At 71.1% G+C, this 23,313-nt stretch carries 18 protein-coding genes and 1 pseudogene; 8 read left to right on the top strand and 11 right to left on the bottom strand.

The window, feature by feature from the left end:
• Positions 1-172 precede the first annotated feature (172 nt).
• The 4 genes and pseudogenes from ACHFIV_RS10915 (at position 173) to ACHFIV_RS10900 (ending at position 5,603) form a co-directional block, all read left to right on the top strand.
• Complete coding sequence (locus ACHFIV_RS10915; RefSeq protein WP_398966215.1) at positions 173-2,602, top strand: Tex family protein; 2,430 nt, start codon at positions 173-175, stop codon at positions 2,600-2,602.
• A 521-nt stretch (positions 2,603-3,123) separates the two neighbouring features.
• Entirely contained in the window at positions 3,124-4,116 is a 993-nt protein-coding gene (locus tag ACHFIV_RS10910; RefSeq protein WP_398966212.1) for a LacI family DNA-binding transcriptional regulator, read from the top strand.
• A gap of 179 nt (positions 4,117-4,295) precedes the next feature.
• A pseudogene (locus ACHFIV_RS10905) lies at positions 4,296-4,838 on the top strand (RICIN domain-containing protein); the annotation flags it as partial.
• A 120-nt stretch (positions 4,839-4,958) separates the two neighbouring features.
• A complete protein-coding gene (locus tag ACHFIV_RS10900; RefSeq protein ID WP_398966338.1) occupies positions 4,959-5,603 on the top strand; it encodes a pectate lyase in 645 nt (214 codons plus the stop codon).
• Positions 5,604-5,660: 57 nt separating this feature from the next.
• Here the strand turns inward: ACHFIV_RS10900 and ACHFIV_RS10895 are convergent, their stop codons facing one another.
• Entirely contained in the window at positions 5,661-7,301 is a 1,641-nt protein-coding gene (locus tag ACHFIV_RS10895) for an ABC-F family ATP-binding cassette domain-containing protein (protein WP_398966210.1), read from the bottom strand.
• 108 nt (positions 7,302-7,409) lie between these two features.
• Here ACHFIV_RS10895 and ACHFIV_RS10890 point away from each other — a divergent pair, with 108 nt between their 5' ends.
• Complete coding sequence (locus tag ACHFIV_RS10890) at positions 7,410-8,339, top strand: FAD-dependent oxidoreductase (RefSeq protein WP_398966207.1); 930 nt, start codon at positions 7,410-7,412, stop codon at positions 8,337-8,339.
• Positions 8,340-8,352: 13 nt separating this feature from the next.
• On the opposite strand, the gene ACHFIV_RS10885 is transcribed toward ACHFIV_RS10890, so the two are convergent.
• Positions 8,353-10,089 (bottom strand): BCCT family transporter, encoded by a 1,737-nt coding sequence (locus ACHFIV_RS10885; RefSeq protein WP_398966204.1) that lies wholly within the window; start codon positions 10,087-10,089, stop codon positions 8,353-8,355.
• Between the two features lie 143 nt (positions 10,090-10,232).
• Positions 10,233-11,150 (bottom strand): oxygenase MpaB family protein, encoded by a 918-nt coding sequence (locus tag ACHFIV_RS10880; protein WP_398966201.1) that lies wholly within the window; start codon positions 11,148-11,150, stop codon positions 10,233-10,235.
• 420 nt (positions 11,151-11,570) lie between these two features.
• On the opposite strand from ACHFIV_RS10880, the gene ACHFIV_RS10875 reads away from it, so the two are divergent.
• A complete protein-coding gene (locus ACHFIV_RS10875) occupies positions 11,571-12,449 on the top strand; it encodes an oxygenase MpaB family protein (protein ID WP_398966200.1) in 879 nt (292 codons plus the stop codon).
• A gap of 43 nt (positions 12,450-12,492) precedes the next feature.
• On the opposite strand, the gene ACHFIV_RS10870 is transcribed toward ACHFIV_RS10875, so the two are convergent.
• Positions 12,493-13,125 (bottom strand): TetR/AcrR family transcriptional regulator, encoded by a 633-nt coding sequence (locus ACHFIV_RS10870; protein WP_398966197.1) that lies wholly within the window; start codon positions 13,123-13,125, stop codon positions 12,493-12,495.
• A gap of 277 nt (positions 13,126-13,402) precedes the next feature.
• On the opposite strand from ACHFIV_RS10870, the gene ACHFIV_RS10865 reads away from it, so the two are divergent.
• Positions 13,403-14,143 carry a MerR family transcriptional regulator gene (locus ACHFIV_RS10865; RefSeq protein WP_398966194.1) on the top strand — a complete coding sequence of 247 codons (741 nt, stop codon included), beginning with the start codon at positions 13,403-13,405 and terminating at the stop codon, positions 14,141-14,143.
• 21 nt (positions 14,144-14,164) lie between these two features.
• Here the strand turns inward: ACHFIV_RS10865 and ACHFIV_RS10860 are convergent, their stop codons facing one another.
• Genes ACHFIV_RS10860 through ACHFIV_RS10840 form a run of 5 tightly spaced genes read right to left on the bottom strand, consistent with a single transcriptional unit; the run spans position 14,165 to position 20,956 of the window.
• On the bottom strand, positions 14,165-16,336 hold the full coding sequence (locus ACHFIV_RS10860) for a 3-hydroxyacyl-CoA dehydrogenase NAD-binding domain-containing protein (protein WP_398966191.1): 2,172 nt from the start codon (positions 16,334-16,336) through the stop codon (positions 14,165-14,167).
• 39 nt (positions 16,337-16,375) lie between these two features.
• Complete coding sequence (locus ACHFIV_RS10855; protein ID WP_398966188.1) at positions 16,376-17,590, bottom strand: acetyl-CoA C-acetyltransferase; 1,215 nt, start codon at positions 17,588-17,590, stop codon at positions 16,376-16,378.
• A gap of 36 nt (positions 17,591-17,626) precedes the next feature.
• Positions 17,627-18,769 carry an acyl-CoA dehydrogenase family protein gene (locus ACHFIV_RS10850; RefSeq protein WP_398966185.1) on the bottom strand — a complete coding sequence of 381 codons (1,143 nt, stop codon included), beginning with the start codon at positions 18,767-18,769 and terminating at the stop codon, positions 17,627-17,629.
• 1 nt (position 18,770) lies between these two features.
• Positions 18,771-19,805, bottom strand: a complete 1,035-nt coding sequence (locus ACHFIV_RS10845) for an LLM class F420-dependent oxidoreductase (protein WP_398966182.1) — start codon at positions 19,803-19,805, stop codon at positions 18,771-18,773.
• Positions 19,805-20,956, bottom strand: coding sequence for a CaiB/BaiF CoA transferase family protein (locus tag ACHFIV_RS10840; RefSeq protein WP_398966179.1), 1,152 nt, complete (start codon positions 20,954-20,956; stop codon positions 19,805-19,807). Before ACHFIV_RS10840 ends, ACHFIV_RS10845 begins: the two co-directional genes overlap by 1 nt.
• 203 nt (positions 20,957-21,159) lie before the next feature.
• On the opposite strand from ACHFIV_RS10840, the gene ACHFIV_RS10835 reads away from it, so the two are divergent.
• Positions 21,160-22,350, top strand: coding sequence for a saccharopine dehydrogenase family protein (locus ACHFIV_RS10835; RefSeq protein ID WP_398966176.1), 1,191 nt, complete (start codon positions 21,160-21,162; stop codon positions 22,348-22,350).
• A 22-nt stretch (positions 22,351-22,372) separates the two neighbouring features.
• Here the strand turns inward: ACHFIV_RS10835 and mmpA are convergent, their stop codons facing one another.
• A complete protein-coding gene (gene mmpA, locus ACHFIV_RS10830) occupies positions 22,373-22,519 on the bottom strand; it encodes a morphogenic membrane protein MmpA (RefSeq protein ID WP_386170772.1) in 147 nt (48 codons plus the stop codon).
• A gap of 49 nt (positions 22,520-22,568) precedes the next feature.
• Positions 22,569-23,279 (bottom strand): endonuclease V, encoded by a 711-nt coding sequence (locus ACHFIV_RS10825; RefSeq protein ID WP_398966174.1) that lies wholly within the window; start codon positions 23,277-23,279, stop codon positions 22,569-22,571.
• Between the last annotated feature and the right edge of the window lie 34 nt (positions 23,280-23,313).

Here is a 23,313-nt window from a genome sequence, read left to right as displayed (position 1 = left end):
CCGGCGCGTGTGACCCGCCCGTCCGGCAGGACGTCGGGGCCGTGATCGAGCAGGTCACGCGACACGGGACCCGGCCACCCGGCACAATGCAGGCGAAGGGGCCCACCCGGGTGTGGACCACCCCAGTGGCACAGCCAGCACAGCCAGTACGAGAAGGCGAGTCGGGAAAACCGTGACGACGTCCATCGAAGGCAGGATCGCCGAGGAGCTCGGCGTACGCGAGCGTCAGGTGAAGGCGGCCGTCGACTTGCTCGACGGCGGGTCGACCGTGCCGTTCATCGCGCGCTACCGCAAGGAAGCGACCGAGATGCTCGACGACGCGCAGCTGCGCACGCTCGAGGAGAGGCTGCGGTATCTGCGGGAACTCGAGGACCGCCGTGCGGCGGTCCTCGATTCCGTACGCGAACAGGGCAAGCTCGACGCCACCCTGGAGGCGCGGATCCGGGCGGCCGACACCAAGGCGCGGCTGGAGGACATCTATCTCCCGTTCAAGCCGAAGCGCCGGACGAAGGCGCAGATCGCGCGCGAGGCGGGGCTCGAACCCCTGGCCGACGCGCTTCTGCGGGACCCGTCCGTCGAACCGCTCACCGCCGCCGCGGCGTTCACCGACACCGACAAGGGTGTGGCGGACCCGGCGGCGGCTCTGGAAGGCGCCCGGGCGATCCTGGCCGAGCGCTTCTCGGAGGACGCCGACCTGACCGGCGAGCTGCGTGAGCGCATGTGGTCGCGTGGCAGGGTCGTCGCGAAGGTGCGCGACGGAAAGGAGGAGGCGGGCGCGAAGTTCGCCGACTACTTCGACTTCGCGGAGCCGTTCACCGCGCTGCCCTCGCACCGCGTCCTCGCGATGCTCCGGGGCGAGAAGGAGGGCGTGCTCGACCTGGTCCTGGAGCCGGAGGAACCGTCGGAGCAGCCGGGCCCCTCGTCGTACGAGAACATGATCGCCCGCCGTTTCGGGGTCGCGGACCGTGGCCGGCCCGGGGACGCGTGGCTGGGTGACACGGTGCGCTGGGCCTGGCGCACCCGGATCCTCGTGCACCTCGGGATCGACCTGCGGCTGCGTCTGCGCACGGCGGCGGAGGACGAGGCCGTACGCGTCTTCGCGTCGAACCTGCGCGACCTCCTGCTCGCCGCACCGGCCGGGACCCGGGCGACGCTGGGACTCGACCCCGGTTTCCGTACGGGTGTGAAGGTCGCCGTCGTGGACGCCACCGGCAAGGTCGTCGCGACGGACGTCATCCATCCGCATGTGCCGGCGAACAAGTGGGACCAGTCGCTGGCCACGCTGGAGCGTCTCGCCAAGGAGCACCAGGTCGATCTGATCGCGATCGGGAACGGCACGGCTTCCCGCGAGACCGACAAGCTCGCCGGTGAACTGTGCGACCGGCACCCCGAGCTGAAGCTCACCAAGGTGATGGTCTCCGAGGCGGGTGCCTCGGTGTACTCGGCCTCGGCCTTCGCCTCGCAGGAACTCCCGGACATGGACGTCTCGTTGCGCGGTGCGGTATCGATCGCACGCCGGCTGCAGGACCCGCTGGCCGAGCTGGTGAAGATCGATCCCAAGTCCATCGGCGTGGGCCAGTACCAGCACGACCTCTCCGAGCTGAAGCTGTCGCGCTCCCTGGACGCGGTGGTCGAGGACTGCGTCAACGGCGTGGGGGTCGACGTCAACACCGCTTCGGCTCCGCTGCTGTCCCGTGTGTCCGGCATCGGGTCAGGGCTGGCGGAGAACATCGTGGCCCACCGGGACGCGAACGGCCCCTTCCGCTCGCGCCGCGCGCTGAAGGATGTGGCGCGGCTGGGCCCCAAGGCGTACGAGCAGTGCGCGGGCTTCCTCCGGATCCGGGGTGGCGACGACCCCCTGGACGCGTCGAGCGTCCACCCGGAGGCGTACCCCGTGGTCCGGACGATGGCGAAGCGGACAGGTGGGGACGTCGCTTCGCTGGTCGGCGACACGGACACCCTCCGGACGCTGCGGCCGGACGACTTCGTGGACGAGAAGTTCGGTCTGCCGACGGTCACGGACATCCTCAAGGAGCTGGAGAAGCCGGGCCGTGACCCGCGGCCCGCCTTCCGGACGGCCACCTTCAAGGAGGGCGTCGAGAAGCTCGGCGACCTGGTTCCCGGAATGGTGCTGGAGGGTGTCGTCACGAACGTGGCGGCGTTCGGCGCGTTCGTGGACGTCGGCGTCCACCAGGACGGTCTCGTCCACGTGTCGGCGATGTCGCGGACCTTCGTCAAGGATCCCAGGGACGTCGTGAAGCCGGGCGACATCGTGAAGGTGAAGGTCATGGACGTCGACATCCCGCGCAAGCGCGTGTCGCTGACCTTGCGCCTCGACGACGAGGCGACGGCCGGCCAGGGCGGCGGGCAGGGGCCGAGGCGCGAGCGCGACGCACAGGGTGGCGGCGAGCGACCGCCCCGTCAGCGGCAGGGGCAGGACAGCCGCCAGGGAGGGGCCGGCCAGCGCCGTGACAGGCGCGCGGGCGGTGGCAGCGGCGGCACACCCCGCCCTGCCGCCGCACCGGCCAACAGCGCGATGGCTGACGCCCTGCGACGCGCGGGGCTGACCGGCGACGCCGGCCGGGGCGGCCGTAAGCGCTGAGGCGGTGGCTGAGCGGGCGGACAGGTCGATCCCCTGTCCGCCCGCTCCCGCGTTCCGGGGATGAGACGTCGCTGACCGGGCACGACGACATCACCCGGAACCGGTGCCGCCGGAAGCATTGACATGCTCAGGACTCGCCATCACCCTGAGTGCCAACCCGGGATGCAACCGGTTGCACGGCATCGGCTGCATCCCGGAAAGAGGCCCACACGTCCGAGGAGCGGGAATTATCCCTCTCCCGCGCCCTCATCGACGTCCCGGCGGAAAGGACTGCCCATGTCCCGCACGACACGAGCGCCCACCCGCGTCGTCCTCAGCCGGCGGCGGCTGTGAGCGCTTGACACGGCGCCCCGGCCCTTCCGGGAAAGCCCGCGTCCCTTGATCTGCAACCGGTTGCAACAGATCCGCGCCGAAGGGTCCGCACGACCCTGCGTACCCCTGTCTGCGCCGGGGGCGGCAGGGGTACGTTCGGGTCCGGGCGGCCGGTGCCGCAGGACGGGCAAGGGGACACAACCGTGGCGATGACCATCCGTGATGTCGCGCAGGCCGCGGGAGTTCACGTCTCCACCGTCTCGCGGGCCTTCTCGGCCTCGCATCTCGTGAAGCGGGAGACCCGGGACCGGGTGCTGGCCGTCGCCGCGGAGCTGGGCTACCAGCCCAACGAGACGGCTCGGGCGCTGACCACGGGCCGTACCCGGAATCTCGGACTGATCGTCTCCGACATCGCCAATCCCTTCTACCCGCCGCTCATCAAGGCCGCCCAGGCGTACGCACGCGTCCGGGGTTACCAGGTCTTCGTGGCGGACACCGACGAGGACGTCCGGACCGAGGAGGAACTGATCCGGACGCTGACCGGCCAGGTGGACGGCGTGGTCCTGGTCAGCCCCCGGCTGGCCAACGACGTCATCGCCCGGCTGGGCGGGGACGTGCCCTTCGTCCTGGTGAACCGCCAGGTGGCCGGGCTGTCCGCCGTGCTGATGGACGTGGCTCACGGCGCGGCCCTCGCGGTGGCACACCTGGCGGGGCTGGGCCACAGGCACCTGGCCCTGGTCGGCGGCCCACGCGGGTCGTGGACCAGTGCCGAGATGCGGCGGGCCGCCGGCCGGGCGGCAGCCGACGAGGGGATCCGGCTCGACGTGCTCGGCCCCAACGCGCCGACGGAGCAGGGCGGGCTGGAGGCGACGGCCGCCGTACTGAGGACAGGAGCAACCGGTGTGATCGCCTACAACGACCTGGTCGCCATCGGGCTCATCGAAGGGCTGGACGGCCGGGAGGTGCGGGTGCCGCGGGACGTCAGCGTGATCGGCGTGGACGACACCGTGGCCGGGCGGCTGAACCGGCCACGCCTCACCACGGTCGCCATGCCCACCGCGACGGCCGGCAGGACGGCGGTCGACCTGCTGATCCAGACGGTCGAGACGGCCGGCACCGGTCCCGCCACGGCGCAGACCACCCTGGCCACCTCACTGGTCGTCAGGGACTCCACCCGAAGTCCCGGCCCGTCGGCCGACTGATCGTCCGCACGAACTTATTGACCGCCCAGAACGGGTGACGTACCGTCACCGCTGTTCGCATACACGAACTCGGTTCATATAGGAGATCAACTTTCCGGAGCCGGGGACGGCCTTCACCACCGCACCAACCACTGACAGGTGCCTGCGGAGGACGCCGCAGGCGGTGAAAGGAATTAGCAGTGAGCACTGAGAATCAGCACGTCAGACGACGTGGCGGCCGAGCGGCCGCCACCTTCGTCGCCGTGGTTTCGCTGCTCGCCGCGGGGCTCACAGCGCTCTTCGCGGCCGGCTCCGCCTCAGCAGCCCCGGCTGCGGGCTCGTACCGCCTGGCGAACGCCGCCAGCGGTCTGTGTCTGACCGTGCCGGGCTCCAGCACCTCCGCGGGGACGCAGCTCGCCCAGAGCGCCTGCAACGGCGCCGCCGGCCAGACCTGGAAGCTCACCGCCTCGGGCAGCGGTTACACCCTGACCGCCGCGAGCAGCGCACTGTGCGCCGGCGTGCGGGGCGCCTCCACCAGTGCGGGCAAGGCCGTGGAGCAGCAGACCTGCGGCAGTGCCGCCACCCAGGTGTGGGCCCTGACGGCGGTCAGCGGCAACACCTACCGCGTCGTCAACAGCAACGGCGGCAAGTGCCTCAACGTGAAGGACAGCTCGTCGGCCTCCGGCGCCCTGATCCAGCAGAACTCCTGTGACTCGGTGACCAGCAAGAACTGGACCTTCACCGCCTCGGGCACCGTTCCCACGGACCCGCCGACGGATCCGCCCACCGACCCGCCCACCGACCCGCCCACCGACCGGCCCTCGTGGCCGACCGCCAACGGCAGCCAGGCCGTCTCCTCCACCATCGAGGTCTCCGGCACCTACGACGGGGGCATGAAGCGCCTGTACGGCAGCGGCGACCTGGGCAGCGGCGGCCAGGACGAGGACCAGCCCCCGATGATCAAGCTGGCGGACGGCGCCACCCTGCAGAACGTCATCCTGGGCGCTCCGGCCGCCGACGGCGTGCACTGCGCGGGCACCTGCACGATCAAGAACGTCTGGTGGGAGGACGTGGGCGAGGACGCCGCGACCTTCCGCGGAGGTTCCTCCTCGACGGTCCGCACGATCGACGGCGGCGGCGCGAAGCTGGCCGAGGACAAGGTGTTCCAGCACAACGGTGTCGGCACCCTGGTCGTGAAGAACTTCCAGGTCGACGACTTCGGCAAGCTGGTCCGCTCCTGCGGCAACTGTTCCACGCAGAACGCCCGGCACATCCAGCTGCAGAACATCTGGGCGACCGCCCCCGGCACGAGCCTGGTCGGCATCAACACCAACTACGGGGACACGGCCCGGATCTCGGATGTCACGATCTACGAGGACGGCGACCGTGACATGAAGATCTGCACCAAGTACAGGGGCACGACGAGCGGCGAACCGAGCGAGATCGGCTCGGGTGCGGACGGCACCAACTGCATCTACTCCGCGTCCGAGATCAGTTACGTCGACTGAGGCACCGCGAGCACGGCACCTGCCCGTCCCGGCACAAGGGGCGGGCAGGTTCTCGTGTCAGGCGGACTCGGTGACCTTCCCGTCCGCCACCTCGACGCGGCGGGTCGTACGGACCGCCTCCAGCATCCGACGGTCGTGCGTGACCAGCAGCAGCGTCCCGGTGTACGCCTCCAGCGCCGACTCCAGCTGCTCGATCGCCGGCAGGTCCAGGTGGTTGGTCGGCTCGTCGAGGACCAGCAGATTGACGCCCCTGCCCTGGAGGAGGGCGAGGCCCGCCCGGGTGCGTTCGCCGGGCGAGAGCGTCGTCGCGGGGCGCAGGACGTGGGCCGCGCGCAGGCCGAACTTCGCGAGCAGTGTGCGCACCTCGGCGGGCTCGGTGTCCGGGACCGCGGCGCAGAACGCGTCCAGCAGGCTCTCCGTACCGTGGAACAGCCGGCGCGCCTGGTCCACCTCGCCCACCACGACGCCCGAGCCGAGCGTGGCGTGGCCCGCGTCGAGCGGAAGCCTGCCGAGCAGCGCGGCGAGCAGCGTGGACTTGCCGGCCCCGTTGGCGCCGGTGATGGCGACCCGGTCCGCCCAGTCGATCTGCAGGGTCGCCGGCCCGAAGGAGAAGCCACCGCGGACGACCGCGGCGTCGCGCAGCGTGGCGACGACCGAACCGGAGCGCGGCGCGGAGGCGATCTCCATGCGAAGTTCCCACTCCTTGCGGGGTTCCTCGACGACGTCGAGCCGCTCGATCATGCGCTGCGTCTGTTTGGCCTTCGCCGCCTGCTTCTCACTGGCCTCGCTGCGGAACTTCCGGCCGATCTTGTCGTTGTCGGTGGCCTTGCGGCGGGCGTTCTTCACACCCTTGTCCATCCAGCCGCGCTGCATCTGGGCACGGCCCTCGAGTGCGGAGCGCTTGTCGGCGTACTCCTCGAACTCCTCGCGGGCGTGCGTCCGCGCGCGCTCGCGCTCCTCCAGGTAGGAGGCGTAGCCGCCACCGTAGAGATTGATCTCCTGCTGGGCGAGGTCGAGCTCCAGGACCTTGGTGACCGTCCGCATCAGGAACTCGCGGTCGTGGCTGACGACGACGGTGCCGGCGCGCAGCCCGGACACGAAGCGCTCCAGGCGTTCCAGACCGTCCAGGTCGAGGTCGTTGGTGGGCTCGTCGAGCAGGAAGACGTCGTAGCGCGACAGCAGCAGCGAGGCCAGGCCCGCGCGGGCCGCCTGGCCGCCGGAGAGGGCCGTCATCGGCAGGTCGAGGCCGATGGTCAGGCCGAGGTCTGCGGCCACCTCCTCCGCCCGCTCGTCCAGGTCCGCGCCGCCGAGCGACAGCCAGCGCTCCAGCGTCTCGGAGTACGCGTCGTCGGCGCCGGGGGCTCCGTCGACCAGGCCCTGGGTCGCGGCGTCCATGGCGGCCTGGGCGTCGGCGACCCCGGTGCGACGGGCGAGGAAGTCACGCACCGACTCGCCCGTGCGGCGCTCGGGCTCCTGAGGGAGGTGTCCGACGGTGGCGGTGGGCGGGGAGAGCCGCAGCTCGCCCTCCTCCGGCCGGTCGAGCCCGGCGAGCAGACGGAGCAGCGAGGATTTGCCGGCGCCGTTGGCTCCGACGAGACCGATCACGTCACCGGGCGCGACCACGAGGTCGAGTCCCGCGAAGAGTGTGCGGTCGCCGTGTCCGGCGGCGAGTTCCTTGGCGACGAGAGTGGCAGTCATCAGGCTGCCGATCCTAACGAACCTGCGGTGCCGGTGTTTCCGCCGGACCACGGGTGCGACCATGGCCCCTCCGGCCTCCCGGCGGGCCGGCGGCGACGCGGGACGGGGGTGGGCACGGTGGCGGACGTGATCGTGGTGGGCGGCGGGGTCAGTGGGCTGACGACGGCGCTGCTGCTGGCGGAGCGCGGCCTGCGGGTGCGGGTGTGGTCCCGTGACCCGGCCCCGGCGACGACCTCTGCGGTGGCCGGGGCGCTGTGGTGGCCCTACCGGATCGAGCCCGCGGCACTGGTGGGCGCGTGGGCGCTGGAGACCTTCCGGGTGTACGAGGAACTGGCCTCCGCTCCGTCCGAGACGGGCGTCCGCATGGTCGCCGGTGTGCACGCGGGCGAACGGCTGGCCGCGCTGGGCCCGTGGGCCCGTGGCCTGCGGGCGGCCGAGGTGGCGGAGGGGCTGCGGGTGACTCTCCCGCTGATCGACATGCCCGCCCATCTGCGCTGGCTCGAGGGCCGGCTGGCCGCCGCCGGCGGCCTGGTCGAGCGGCGGACGGTGCGCGGCTTCGCGGAGGCGGCGGCCGAGGCGCGGGTGGTGGTCAACTGCACGGGGCTCGGTGCCCGCGCGCTGGTGCCGGATGCCGGGGTGCGGCCGGTGAGGGGCCAGCTGGTGGTGGTGGAGAACCCGGGCATCGACGAGTGGTTCACGCAGGCGGATCCGGCGTCCAGTGCGACGACGTATCTCTTTCCGCAACCGGGCGGGCTGGTGCTGGGCGGCACGGCGGAGGTCGACGATCCGCGTACGGAGCCCGACCCTCGCACGGCCCGGGAGATCGTGGCGCGCTGCGCGCGGGTACGGCCCGAGGTCGCCGGGGCGCGGGTCATCGGCCACCGGGTGGGGCTGCGGCCGGCACGGGACGCCGGGGTGCGGATCGAGGCGGAGGAGCTTCCGGACGGTGGCCTGCTGGTCCACAACTACGGTCACGGCGGCGCCGGCGTGACCGTGGCACGGGGCTGCGCGCGGGCTGCGGCCCAGCTGGTGGGCTGAGCCGCAGCTCCGGTCAGGCCGGGTCCTCCTTGTGGCGTTCGTCCGTGGTGACCTCCGCGGGGCCGGGACCGATCCTGATCTCGAAGTCCCCGTCGTACTTGGCGTGTCCCTGGATGACCGCCGTCTCGACGGCCTCCACACCGAACTCCCTGCGGACGATCATCGGGTCCTGCCGCAGGTCCCTCATCAGGGACACACACATGCCGATCATGACGACGGTGAACGGCGCGGCCACGAGGATGGTCAGATTCTGCAGACCTGCGAGCGCGTCGCCCTGACCGTCGCCGACGAGCAGCATGACGGCGGCCACGGCGCCGGTCACCACTCCCCAGAAGATCACGACCCATCGGCTGGGTTCGAGGACACCCTTCTGGGAGAGGGTGCCCATGACGATGGATGCGGCGTCGGCGCCCGAGACGAAGAAGATGCCGACGAGGACCATCACCAGGATGCTCATGAGCGTGGCGACCGGGAACTGCTGCAGGACGCCGAAGAGCTGTGCCTCCGGGGTGTCGCCGACGTCGGCGAGCCGGCCCGCCTCCTCCAGCCGGATCGCCGAGCCGCCGAAGACGGCGAACCAGACCAGACTGACCGTGCTGGGCACGAGGATCACGCCGCCGACGAACTGACGGATCGTCCGGCCCCGGCTGATCCTGGCGATGAACATGCCGACGAAGGGCGTCCAGGAGATCCACCACGCCCAGTAGAAGACCGTCCAGCTGGCCAGCCAGTCGGCGACGGCCCCCTGCCCGGTGGCCTCGGTACGCCCGGCGAGCTGGGCCAGGTCCCCGAAGTACGCGCCGATGGAGGTGGGCAGCAGGTCGAGCACGATGATGGTGGGCCCCGCGATGAAGACGAAGAGCACCAGGATGAAGGCGAGGACCATGTTGATGTTGGACAGCCACTGGATGCCCTTCTCGACCCCGGACACCGCCGAGACGACGAAGGCGACCGTCAACGCGGCGATGATCGCGACCAGCAGGCCGGTGCCGGTCTTCTCCATCCAGTTGAGCTCCTGGAAGCCGCTGCCGATCTGAAGCGCACCGAGCCCGAGCGAGGCCGCGGAGCCGAACAGGGTCGCGAAGATGGCGAGGATGTCGATGATCCGGCCCACCGTTCCGTGAGCCCGCTTCTCGCCGATGAGCGGTACGAAGACGGAGCTGATCGTCTGCCTTCTGTGCCTGCGGTACGCGCTGTAGGCGATGGCGAGCCCGACGACCGCGTAGATCGCCCAGGGGTGCAGGGTCCAGTGGAACAGAGTGGTGGCCATGGCCGTCTGCATCGCCTCGGCGGCGTCCGCGGGGCGGGTGCCGGGAGGCGGGTCGACGAAGTGGGCCAGTGGCTCACTGACTCCGTAGAACATCAGGCCGATACCCATGCCGGCGCTGAACATCATGGCGACCCAGGAGACCGTGCGGAATTCGGGTTCCTCGCCCTCCTGCCCGAGCGAGATCGTCCCGTAGCGGCTGATCGCGAGCCAGAGGGCGAAGACCACGAAACCTGAGGCCGCCAGCATGAAGGCCCAGCCACCGTTGTGGATGAGGCCGTTCAGCAGCGTGTTCGAGACGCTTTCCAGGGAGTCGGTGGCCGTGGACCCCCAGACCACGAAGGCGACGGTGAGCACCGCCGTGACGCCGAAGACCACCCGGTCGGTCGTGGCGCGCCGGCCGTGGTGCGGGTCGGCGGGTAGATCGGCCGTGACGGGGAGATAGTCTCCCCGCCCGCCGGTTCCCTGCTCGTCGTGTGACACAGATGGCACCTTTCACGCAGTGCGAGATTTCGCTCTCCGTAGGCAGTACCACACACTGCGCGGATCTCACGGGACCAACAAGCTGTTCGCTTCCGGCCGCCGGGATCCCGGGCCGGCCGGGCCTCGGCCCGGAAGCCCGCGGGTCAGCCGGCGCGGGCCGGACGCCTCCTCGCGGGATCCGGCGGGCCCGGCGTCCGGCCCGGCCGTCCGCCGCCGGACCGCCGGGCGGCCCGCGCCGATCTGGCGAGCGGCAGATAGCGCAGCCGCTCCGGGAGCAGGGGAACGACCCGTCGCACCACGGCGCCGAAGCGCCGGAGGAGGCGCTCCTGTTCCGGTGTCCAGTCGAGCCCGATGGCGTCACGGGCGTCCGGTGGCATCAGCCCGACGGTGATGAACCTGCGGAAGCGCGCCAGGGGCGGAAGCAGCACCGGCCAGAGAGCCTTCAGGAGCAGCCGCAGCATCAGGGGCCCCCGGTCGGGTGGCGGTACGGGAGGGTCCGTGGCGATCAGTTCCCGGACGACGGCCGTCGCCTCCACCTCTTCGGCCAGCATCCTGTGGAAGTACGGCCAGAACTCCTCGACCGTCTGCGGCATGTCCCGGTCGTGGATGCCCAGGATCCGGCCGACCTGGAGCCATTCCCCGTACAGGGCGCGTTCCTGGGCGTCGGTGAGCGGGCGGACGAGGTAGCGCGACGCGTGCCGGTATACGGGGAAGCCGGTGGCGTGCACCCATGCGTAGTTCGCTGGTGTGAGCGCGTGGTAGCGGCGGCCCCGCGTGTCGGTCCCCTGGATCGTGCGGTGCAGTCTGCGGAGCCTGCGCCCTTCCTCCGCGGCGGCCTCTCCTCCGTACACCCAGAGCTGGAGGGAGCTCAGTGACCGCTCGCCGCGCCCCCAGGGGTCCGTGCGGAAGACCGAGTGGTCGTCGACGCCGGCGCCGACGGCGGGATGGGCGACCTGGAGGGTGAGAGCGGCGGGCAGCATCAGCAGGGCGCGGATGTCGCCGGCCAGGCTCCACAGCACGCCGCCGGGCGGGGGCGGGGCAGGCTCTCCTGCGCTGGTCATGCGGGTGCCCCCAAGGGTCGCCGGGCGCCCGGACCGGTGCCGGGTCCGTGTGTGTTCCAGTATGCGACGGCGGTCGCGCCGACGACACGCAGGGGCTGAGCGACGACGCCGGGCGCCGCGGTCGCTGCCGGGACTCCGCAAGGGAGGCGGAGAATGGCGGCTCGGCACACCGTTGCCCCCGTTCCCGCGGTTTCCCTCTTCGTATGTGTGTCAGCAGTGTTGACGCACCCGGTGAAACAAGTCAATAGTATTTGTAACTCTGCCTCTCAGGACGAGAGGGCCCGCCATATGCGCCTCGAACAAAGCGAGTTGGGTACGGGGGACCGCTCGCACAGGCCGGCCCCGGTGGCCGGCCCGGCGTCGGCGACGCCGGCTGTCAGCACCAGCACGGATCCCATCGACATGAGGAGGTCGCCCGTCATGGGCCGCTACAGCCGACTGCGCGAGATCCGCCGCATGGATCCCGCCCGTGACTGCGCCGAGATACTCCGGATGATGTCCCAGTACGAGTTCCCGTGGGACTACCGGCAGGGCATCAGCGTCGCCTTCCTGCGCGACTACGGGGTGCCGAGGATCTCCGTACTGCTCGACCGCACCCAGGAGTTCGAGCGCGATGGCCAGAAGCGCTATGACGACACCGTCCTGTTCGGATACGAGATGGCGGCCGACGGGTTCGACTCGGAGCGCGCGCGGGCCGCGGCCCGCCATCTCAACCGGATCCACGGGAAGTACCGCATACCGAACGAGGACTACCTCTACGTACTGGCCACCACGGTCGTCGGCCCCAAGCGCTGGATCGACCGGTTCGGGTGGCGGCCCCTGTGCGCGCAGGAGGCCGCCGCGCTGGCGGAGGTGGGACGGCGGATGGCCACGATGATGGGCATCGAGGGCGCTCCGGACACCTACGAGGGGTTCGAGGAGCTGCTCGACTCCTACGAGGACCGGATGTTCGCGTACCACCCCGCAAACCGCCGCGTCGCCAACGCCACCTTCCGGGTCATGGCCGCCTGGTACCCGGCACCGCTGCGCCCGCTGGTGGCCAGGTTCTCGCTCGCCCTGCTGGACGAGTCACTGCTGCGGGCGCTGGGCTTCCCGGCGCAGCCCCGGTGGGCGCGGACCGCGGCTCCGCTCCTGGTGCGCGCCCGGTCGCGCGGTGTACGGCTGCTGCCCGCCCGGCCCCGGTGGCTGCCCTCACGCCCACGCCCGCGCAGCTACCCCTTCGGATACCGGCTCGACGACCTCGGTCCGCACTGGGCCCAGAGCCGCCCCCTGGAGCCTCTGCCCACGGAGGCGTCCTGACGACCGGCACGGACCACGCGGTGCCCCGCATAGACGACGACGGTCATCCGGCGCTGAGCAGAGGGACGAGGTAGCGGCGGGCGAAGGCGCGCACCTGCTCGTCGTCGTCGAGCTCGAAGCAGCTCACCGGGTTGAGGAGGAAGGAGACGGTGATCCGCACCATCAGCTCGGCGACCGGTGTCGGGTCCGTCTCCGGCCGTCCTTCGGCGCGCTGGGCGTGGCGGAGCCGGTCGGCCAGGTACCCGCGCATCGCGAGGAAGGCGGGACCGCTCTCCAGGGTGAGGAAGGGGAGCATGATCTCCGGCTCCAGCCTCAGAAGTCCGCCCACCAGCGGGTGTTCGCGGATGTGCTGGAGGACGGCGACGAAACCGGCGACGAGCCGGTCCTCCATGGTGGGCAGCGCGGCCACCGCCGCGTCGACGTCCACGACGAACCTGCGGTACTCCCGCAGCAGACAGGCGGAGACCAGGCTGTCCTTGTTGCCGATCCGGCGGTACACGGTGACCCGTGAGACCTTCGCGCGTTTGGCCACGTCGTCGACGGTCGAGCGGCGCAGCCCGAAGGTCATGAACTGCTCGCGCGCCGCGTCCAGGATCTGTTCGCTCAGCGCGTCGGACGGTGGCGTCCGACCGAGTGCCCTGGCCAGCAGCGACCCGTCGGTACCCGAAGCCGCCATGAGCCCTCCCGTCCGTTGAACGCCACTCAACCATAGCCACCGGGAGACGGTGCTACCTCGGCCGTTTCTTCGTAACCCCTGCCCTGGAGGTCTGTGCACCCACCACGGGCCCCCTCCCGTGTGCGGCCGGCGGAGCGGGAGCGGCGCCGGCCACGGAGCCTCGGCGGCGCCGGACACTTTCACAACAGTGGTGAGACAGCAATACTGTTGCGGCTACGCAGGCACGGACACGAGCGGAGGCACCGGGACAGCGGTGCCCCGCCGACGAGGAGTGGACATGGCGACCGGGACGGGCGAGCCGACGCTGACCGTCGATGAACTGGCGGCGCGGGCGGGGGTCACCGTGCGCACCGTGCGCTTCTACAGCACCAGAGGCCTGCTGCCGCCTCCGGTGATCGGTCCCCGGCGCGTCGGGCACTACGGGCACGACCATCTGTCCAGGCTGGCCCTCATCGAGGAACTCCAGCACCAGGGCATGACGCTGGCCGCCATCGAGCGCTATCTCCAGCAGCTGCCGCCCGACGTGAGCGCGCAGGACCTGGCGATCCACCGCGCCCTGGTGGCTTCCTGGGCACCGGACTCCGCCGAGGACATGGAGCGCGCGGAGCTGGAGCGGCGTGCGGGCAGGCCCCTCAGCGCACAGGACGTGGACCGGCTGGCGGCCATGGGGGTGCTGGAGCGCCCCCGGACACCCGACGGTCCGTTCAGCGTCGACCCCGGCCTGCTGCGTCTCGGGGTGGAGCTCCTGGAGGTGCCCATCGCGCACGAGACGATCCTGGCGGCACGCACGGTCCTGCTGGAGCACACCCGCTCGGCCGCCCACGAGCTGACCCGGCTGTTCCGGGACGAGGTGTGGAGCCCCTACCGCGAGCGGGAGGCGGACCCGGAACACGTGAAGGCGATGAAGTCGCTCTCGGCCCATATGCAGCCGATGGTGCTCCAGGCTCTGCTGACGGCCTTCCAACGGTCGTTGAAGGAGGAACTGCGGGCCGCGTTCACCGCGAGCGAGGACGAGTGAACACGGCCCACCGAGGCGCCGTCAGTCGTGGAACGTCTCGCCCTTCTCCGCCTTCTCCAGCAGGAGCGCGGAGGGCAGGAAGCGGTCTCCGTAACGCTCGGCGAGCTGCCGGGCGCGAGCCACGAAGCCGGGCAGGCCGCCCTCGTACCCGTTGATGTACTGGAGCACGCCGCCGGTCCAGGCGGGGAAGCCGATGCCCATGAGGGAGCCGATGTTGGCGTCGGCCACGGTCATGAGGACGTTCTCCTCCAGGCAGCGCACGCTGTCCAGTGCCTCGGAGAAGAGCATCCGCTCCTTCATGTCCTCGAAGGGCACGTCGGTGCCGGGCTTCGCGAAGTGCTCGCGCAGGCCGGGCCAGAGCGGGCCGCGCGCACCGTCCTCGCCGTACTCGTAGAAGCCCGCTCCCCCACTGCGCCCGGGCCTGCCGAACTCGTCGACCATCCGGTCGATGACCTCGTCCGCCGGGTGCGTGGCCCAGGTGCCGCCCGCCTCTACGACGGCGCGCCGGGTCTCCTCGCGGATCTTGCGGGGCAGGGTGAGCGTCAGCTCGTCCATGAGGGAGAGGACCTTGGCCGGGTAGCCGGCCTGCGCCGCCGCCTGTTCGACCGACGCTGGCTCGACACCCTCACCGACCATCGCGACGCCCTCGTTGATGAAGTGGCCGATGACGCGCGAGGTGAAGAAGCCGCGGGAGTCGTTGACGACGATCGGGGTCTTGTTGATCCTGCGCACCAGGTCGAAGGCGCGCGCCAGGGCCTCGTCCCCGGTCTTCTCGCCCTTGATGATCTCGACGAGCGGCATCTTGTCGACCGGGGAGAAGAAGTGCAGCCCGATGAAGTCGGCCGGGCGCGTGACCCCTTCGGCGAGAGCGGTGATGGGCAGCGTCGAGGTGTTGGAACAGAGCAGTGCGTCGGGGTCGACGACGTCCTGGATCTCCTGGAAGACCTTGTGCTTCAGCGCGGTGTTCTCGAAGACCGCCTCGATCACGGCGTCGCAGCCCGCGAGGTCGGCGGCGTCCCCGGTCGGGGTGATCCGGGCCAGCAGCTCGTCCCGCTTCGCCTCCGTCGTACGGCCACGGGAGAGCGCCTTGGCGAGGAGCTTCTCGCTGTACGCCTTGCCCTTGGCCGCCGCCTCGGCGGAGACGTCCTTGAGGACGACGTCGATGCCGGCGCGGGCGCACGCGTAGGCGATGCCCGCCCCCATCATCCCGGCGCCGAGGACCGCCACCTTGCGGACCTGACGCTCCGCGACGCCTTCCGGGCGGCTGGCGCCGGAGTTGACGGCCTGCAGGTCGAAGAAGAACGCCTGGATCATGTTCTTCGCGACCTGGCCGGTCACCAACTCGGTGAAGTAGCGGGCCTCGATGGTCTGTGCGGTCTCGAAGTCGACCTGTGCCCCCTCGACGGCCGCGGCCATGATGTTGCGGGGCGCGGGCATGGGCGCGCCCGCGAGCTGCTTCTTCAGGTTGGCCGGGAAGGCGGGCAGGTTGGCCGCGAACTTCGGGTTGGACGGGGTACCGCCGGGGATCCGGTAGCCCTTGACGTCCCAGGGCTGCTGCGACTCGGGGTGGGCGTCGATGAAGGCGCGGGCCTTGTCGAGCATCTCCTCACGGCTGTCGGCCACGTCGTGGACGAGGCCGCTCTCCAGCGCCCGGCGCGGGGTGTACTGGGTGCCCTGGAGGAGGACCTTCAGCAGGGCGTCGGCGATGCCCATCAGCCGTACCGTGCGGGTGACCCCGCCGCCGGCGGGCAGCAGGCCGAGGGTCACCTCGGGCAGGCCGATCCGTGAGCCGGGGGCGTCCAGGGCGATGCGGTGGTGGGCGGCGAGCGCGATCTCGTAACCACCACCGAGTGCCGCGCCGTTGATGGCGGCGACGACCGGCTTGCCCAGGGTCTCGATGCGCCGCAGTGACGCCTTGATGGCGGTCCCGGCGTCGAACGCCGCCTGGGCGTTCTCAGGACCGATCTTGATCATGTCCTTGAGGTCGCCGCCCGCGAAGAACGTCTTCTTGGCGGAGGTGTAGATGATGCCCCGGATCGAGTCCTTCTCGGCCTCGGCGCGCTCGGCGACGGCCGCGATGGACTGCTTGAAGCCCTGGTTCATCGTGTTGGCGGACTGGTCGGGGTCGTCGAGTACGAGGGTGACGACGCCGGTCTCGTCCTGTTCCCAGCGGATGGTCGTGCTCTCGGTCATTGCTTGTCTTCTCCGTAGGCAGGGATGGCCGGGGGACGGTCAGAGACGCTCGACGACGGTGGCGATGCCCATCCCGCCGCCGACGCACAGGGTGGCGAGACCGTAGCGCTTGTCCTGCCGCTCCAGTTCGTCGATGAGCGTGCCGAGGATCATCGCGCCGGTCGCGCCGAGCGGGTGACCGAGTGCGATGGCGCCGCCGTTGACGTTGACCTTGTCGAGCGAGAGGCCCATGTCCCGGACGAAGCGCAGCACGACACCGGCGAAGGCCTCGTTGATCTCGACGAGGTCGATGTCGTCGATGGTGAGGCCGGCCTTGGCCAGCGCCTTGCGGGTGGCGGGGGCGGGACCGGTGAGCATGATGGTCGGCTCGGAGCCGGACACGGCGGCGGAGACGATCCGGGCGCGCGGGGTGAGTCCGTAGCGCTCGCCGGTCTCCCTGGAACCGATCGCGACCAGGGCGGCGCCGTCGACGATCCCGGAGGAGTTGCCCGCGTGGTGGACGTGGTCGATCTTCTCGACCCAGTGGTACTTCTGCAGGGCCACCGCGTCGAATCCGCCCATCTCGCCGATCGCGGCAAACGAGGGCTTGAGGGAGGCGAGGGAGTCGGCGGTGGTGCCGGGGCGCATGTGCTCGTCGTGGCCGAGGACGAGCAGGCCGTTGCGGTCCCGGACGGGGACGACGGAGCGGGCGAAGCGCTCCTCCTTCCAGGCGGTCGCGGCGCGCTCCTGGGACAGGGCGGCGTACTCGTCGACGTCCCGGCGCGAGAAGCCCTCGACGGTGGCGATGAGGTCGGCCCCGATGCCCTGCGGGGCGAAGCCGGTCTCGAAACTGGTCATCGGGTCCATGGCCCAGGCGCCGCCGTCGGAACCCATGGGAACCCTGGACATGGATTCGACGCCACCGGCCAGGACGAGGTCCTCCCAGCCCGAGCGGACCTTCGCGGCGGCCAGGTTGACCGCTTCCAGGCCGGAGGCACAGAAGCGGTTCTCCTGGAGGCCCGCGACCGAGTCCGGGAGGCCTGCCGCGATCGCGGCGATGCGGGCGATGTCGGATCCCTGGTCGCCGAGCGGGCTGACGACACCGAGGACGATGTCGTCGATGGCCGCCGGGTCGAGGCCGGGGAAGCGGGCACGGATCTCGTGGATGAGGCCGACGACGAGGTCGATCGGCTTGGTGCCGTGCAGGGCTCCGCCGGCCTTGCCACGGCCGCGCGGGGTGCGGATCGCGTCGTAGACGAATGCTTCGGTACTCAAGGCAGCTGCCTTTCGGGTCGTTGCTGGGCGGGGAGGTCAGGAGAGCAGCGAGCGGCCGATGATCTCCTTCATGATCTCGGTCGTCCCGCCGTAGATGGTCTGGATGCGGCCGTCGGTGAATGCCTTGGCGACCCGGTACTCCGCCATGTAGCCGTAGCCACCGTGGAGTTGGAGACAGCGATCGGCGACGCGCTTCTGCAGCTCGGTGGCCCACCACTTGGCCATCGAAGCGTGGACGGCGTCGAGCGTCCCCTCGGAGTGGTCGACGACGCACCGGTCGAGGAAGGCCCGGGTCACGGCGCACTCGGTGGCCATCTCGGCGATCTCGAAGCGGATGTGCTGGAGCTTGGACAGCGGGCGCCCGAACGCCTCGCGCTCCTTGACGTAATCGGTGGTGATCTCCAGGAGGTGTTCGGCGGCGGCGATCCCGGCGACCGCTATGCCCATCCGTTCCTGGGCCAGGTTGGTCATGAGGTGGATGAACGCGCCGTCGGGCTCGCCGAGGAGATTCTCCTTGGGGACGCGTACGTCGTCGAAGAACAGTTCGGCGGTGTCCTGGGACTTCTGCCCGATCTTGTCGAGGTTGCGCCCCCGCTCGAAGCCCTCGGCGCCGCGCTCGACGACGAGCAGCGACAGGCCCTTCGCGCCGCCCTCCGGCGAGGTCTTGGCGACGACGATCACCAGATCGGCGAGGATGCCGTTGGAGATGAAGGTCTTCGAGCCGTTGAGGAGCCAGTGGTCGCCCTTGTCCTGCGCACTCGTACGGATGCCCTGGAGGTCCGAGCCCGCGCCCGGTTCCGTCATGGCGATGGCGGTGATCGTCTCGCCACTGCAGAACCCGGGCAGCCAGCGCCGCTTCTGTTCCTCGGTGCCGAGGCCGGTGAGATAGGGACCGATGATGTCGTTGTGCAGGCCGAGCGCCAGCCCGGAGACGCCGGCCCGGGTGAACTCCTCGGCCAGTACGGCGCTGTAGCGGAAGTCGGCGTTGCCGCCGCCTCCGTACTCCTCGGGGACCGCCAGGCCGAGCAGCCCCTGGCGGCCGGCCGCGAGCCAGGCCTCGCGGGAGACGATGCCGTCCCTCTCCCACTGCTCGTAGTGCGGGAGGACCTCCTTCGCCAGGAAGGCGCGGACCGTCTCCCGGAACGCGTCGTGCTCTTCGGTGAAGATCTTCCGCTGCACTTCAAGCCCCCTGGAGCCAGTTCTTGACGGTGGAGAGCAGCCGCGCCGGCTCGGGGCCGACGGGCGTGACGTTGAGCATGGTGACCCCGGCCTCCCGGAAGGCCTCGACGCGGTCGCGTACGTAGCCCTCGGGGCCGCAGAGCGTCATCAGCTCGCAGAACTCGTCGGGTACGGCCGCCTCGGCCTCCCTCTTCTTCCCGGAGAGGTAGAGCTCCTGGATGGTGGCCGCCTCCTTCCCGTAGCCGTAGGCGACGGCGAGGTCGTTGTAGAAGTTCTTGCCCGGCGCGCCCATCCCGCCGACGTACAGCGCGATCTGCGGACGGGCGAGATCCCTGACGGCGGACGCGTCGTCACCGATGGCCAGCAGGCCGCCCGCGACGGTCTGCAGGGGGCCGAGAGACGGGTCGCGCTTCGCCGTGCCCTCGGCCAGTGCCGCGCCCCAGACCTGCTGGGCCTTCTCCGGGATGTAGAGGGTGGGCAGCCAGCCGTCGGCGATCTCGGCGGTCAGCCGGACGTTGGCGGGGCCGAGTGAGGCGACGTAGAGGGGGATCGTCTCGCGCACCGGCCTGGTGAGGATCTTCAGCGGCTTGCCGAGCTTGCCGCCCTTCTCCTTCGGCAGCGGCATGTCGGTGATGCCGTGGTGGTCGATGACCTCACGGCGCCAGATCCGGCGGCAGAGCTCGACGGTCTCGCGTGTCCGGCCGAGCGGCTTGTCGTACGGCTTGCCGTGCCAGCCCTCCACGACCTGCGGGCCCGAGGCTCCGAGTCCGAGCAGGGCACGACCGCCCGACACGGCGTCGAGCCCGGCACCGGTCTGGGCGATGAGGGCGGGGGTGCGGGAGTAGACGTTCAGGATCGCCGCGCCGATCCTGAGGCGTTCGGTGCGGGCGGCGAGGTAGCCCATGAGGGTGGGCGAGTCGAAACCGTACGCCTCGGCGACCCAGACGGCGTCGAGCCCGGCGGACTCGAGTTGCGCGACCTCGTCGCAGGCGGCGCGCGGGTCGCCCGCGTAGTCCAGCGGCAGGGAGAGTTCCATCAGCCGGTCGTTTCCTTCCCGGTGGTCAGCAGGCCCGGCAGGTCCCAGTCCGCGGCGACGGCCTCGGTGTCCGCTCCGGGCAGTGCGGGTGCGCCGCGGACGGAGACGGGCGTCGCTGAGAAGCGGGGAGCGGGTGCGGGCTGGATGAGGCCGCCGTGCTCCACGAAGGTGGACCGGGCGGCGAGGTGGGGGTGTCCAGGTGCTTCACGGAGCGAGAGGACGGGGGCGACGCAGGCGTCCGTGCCCTCGAAGATCTCGGTCCACTCGGCGCGCGTGCGGGTGCTGAAACGGTCGGCGACGAGGGCACGCAGTTCCTCCCAGCGCCCGGGGTCGTCACGGTCGGGGGCCTGGTCCGCGATCCCGAGAAGCTCGGTGAACTCCTCGTAGAAGCGCGGCTCCAGGGCCCCGACCGCCATGTACTGGCCGTCGGAGGTCGCGTAGGAGCCGTAGAAGGGGCAGCCGCCGTCGAGGAGGTTGGAACCGCGCCGGTCCTGCCAGCTGCCGGCCGCCAGCATGCCGTGGATCATCGTGGCGAGATGGGCCGCGCCGTCGACGATCGCCGCGTCGACGACCTGCCCGGTCCCGCCGGGCGTGCGGGCGTGCTGGAGGGCCGCGAGGACGCCGACCACGAGGTAGAGGGAACCGCCCGCGTAGTCGCCGACCAGATTGGCGGGCACCGTGGGGGGTCCGTTGGGCCCTCCGATCATGGAAAGGGTCCCGGTGAGGGCGATGTAGCCGATGTCGTGTCCTGCCCGGTCGGCCAGTGGTCCGTCCTGGCCCCAGCCGGTCATCCGTCCGTAGACGAGCCGCGGATTGCGTCCCAGGCAGGCGTCGGGGCCCACGCCGAGGCGTTCGGCGACGCCCGGCCGGTATCCCTCGATCAGGACGTCGGCCCGCTCGACGAGGCCGAGGACCTGCTCCGCTCCCCCTTCGGCCTTCAGATCGACGAGGACCGATCGCTTGTTGCGGTTGGTGAGGTCGAAGGCGGGCTCGATACCGATCACCGCCCCTCCGGGCCGGTCGACGCGCACCACGTCGGCACCGAGGTCGGCGAGGAGCATCGCTGCGAACGGCCCGGGGCCGATGCCCGCCAGTTCGACGACGCGCACCCCGGTCAGCGGGCCCTGCGGCCCGCGTCCTGTCGTTGCCATCAAGCCCCCAGCGGTGTGACACAACTGATGTAACATCGATGATGCTAAGAATGGACCGCACTCCGCACAACCCTTTTGGCCGAGCAAGCGCTTAGTTCTTCCCCGGATCCTCTCGCATCGAAGCCCGCCCGGCCGCGCGGCACCACGAACACCTCCGCTACCCTCTGCCTGCTACATCGGCGCCGGCCCCTGCGGAGGCACGCATGAACAGGCAGAACGGGGCAGAACGCCCTTATGACGTCGTCCTTTTCGGCGCGACCGGCTTCGTGGGCGCCCTCACGGCCGAATATCTCGCCGCCCACGCCCCGGACGGCTGCCGCTGGGCGCTGGCCGGCCGCAGCCGCGCCAAGCTGGAACAGCTGCGCGAACGCCTCGCGGTGAGCCACCCGCGCTGTGCGGACCTGCCCCTGCTGACGGCTGACGCGGACGACGCGGACGGCCTGCGCGAACTCGCCGGGTCCGCACACGTGGTGGCGTCGACGGTCGGCCCGTACGTCTGGTACGGCGAGAAACTGGTCGCGGCCTGCGCGGAGGCCGGCACCGACTACACCGACCTCACCGGGGAGGCGGAGTTCGTCGACCGGATGTACCTGGAGCACGACGGCCGGGCCCGTGAGACGGGGGCCCGCCTCGTGCACGCCTGCGGCTTCGACTCCGTACCGCACGACCTCGGCGCCTACTTCACCGTCCAGCAGCTCCCCGAGGGTGTACCGCTGACCGTCGACGGCTACGTGCGCAGCAACGCGGTCTTCTCCGGCGGCACCTTCGCCTCGGCGCTCACCGCGATGGGCCGCGGCCCTCAGATGATGCGGGCCGCCCGGGAACGGCGTCTGCACGAACCGCGCCTGGTCGGCCGTCGCGCCCGCGCCCCGCAGGGGTCACCGCACTTCAGCCCGGAAACCGGCACCTGGGCCCTGCCGCTGCCGACGCTGGATCCGCGCGTCGTGGAACGGTCGGCGCGAGGGCTGGAGCGCTACGGCCCCGACTTCCGCTACCGGCACTTCGCCTCGGTGAAGCACCTGCCCGTGGCGCTCGGAGGCACGGCGGCCGTGGGACTGCTGGTGGGGGCCGCCCAGATCCCGGTCGCGCGGACGTGGCTCTCGTCCCGGGTCGCGCCGGGCACGGGGCCCGGCCCGGAGCGCAGGCGGCGCAGCTGGTTCACGGTCCGCTTCATCGGGGAGGGCGGCGGCCGACAGGTCCGGACGGAGGTGTCGGGCGGTGACCCGGGCTACGACGAGACGGCGAAGATGCTGGCCGAAGCCTCGCTGGCGCTCGCCTTCGACGACCTGCCGACGACGTCGGGTCAGGTCACGACGGCCGTGGCGATGGGCGATGCCCTGATGGAGCGGCTGCGGGCGGCCGGACTGCGCTTCCGGGTGGCGGCGACGCGCTGATCCACCCCGGGGGCTGCGCCGGTCAGAGCATCCAGGACGCCAGCGTGACGACCATGGACACGGTCCAGCCGGCGCCCGCCAGCACGCCCAGGGTCATGCCCACGGCGACGCCGCGCTGAGAGAGACGTACGGTTCCGGTGCTCATCCGAGGTGCGTGGTGGTCGATCATGTGTACCAGCCTGCCCTCGATGTTCGACAAACAACATCCGTACTTGTACTCAGTGGGCAACAGATCGCTGAGCGGGTCCTTGCCGGCCGGTCGCTTCCCGGAGCGCGGCCCGGCACAACGCGTCCGCCCTGCGCGTCGTCTCCGGCTGGCGGAAGTCGCGGGCCAGCGCGAGCGTGTGCGCGCAGGCGTTCTCCAGTCCTGTGCGGTGCCCGACGGAGACGAAGACGGGCTTCGTGGCGGTCTGCGTGCGCAGGGCCCGCCCCACTTCCTCGTCCCCGTCCAGCAGCGGGGTGAAGTCCCCGCGCCGGGGCCCGGGTCGCTCGTAGCGGAAGGTGAAGGGGTTCTTCGCGACGCCGATGACCGGCAGACCGGTGAGGACGCCGAGGTGGCTGGCGAGCCCGAACCTCCGGGGGTGGGCCTGGCCGTAGCCGTCACAGACCACGAGACCGGGGTCCACGGGGAGGGCCTCCAACGCGGCCAGGACGGCCGGGATCTCCCGGAAGGCGAGCAGCCCGGGGACGTACGGGAACGTCACGCGGCCCTCGGCGGTCGACTCCGCGATCACCTCCAGGGTCGCCGCGTCCAGGACGACGGCGGCCGCGACGACCAGGTCCCGCTCGTCGTCGTAGGCGACGTCCACCCCGGTGACCCGGCCGGTCCCCGGCGGCGGTCCGGGCTCGTCCAGGACCACCCGAGCGCGCAAGGCGTCCTGGAGCGCGCGGGCTTCGGTCTCGTCGGCGGGCATCCGGAAGGTCGTCATGGCGGGCCAGTCTAGGCAGCCCGGTAGTCTGCCG

This window comes from Streptomyces sp. ALB3 (assembly GCF_044385685.1).
Lineage (GTDB): Bacteria > Actinomycetota > Actinomycetes > Streptomycetales > Streptomycetaceae > Streptomyces.
Note: the sequence above shows the minus strand (reverse complement) of the source record. Positions and strands in the feature narration are given on the sequence as shown.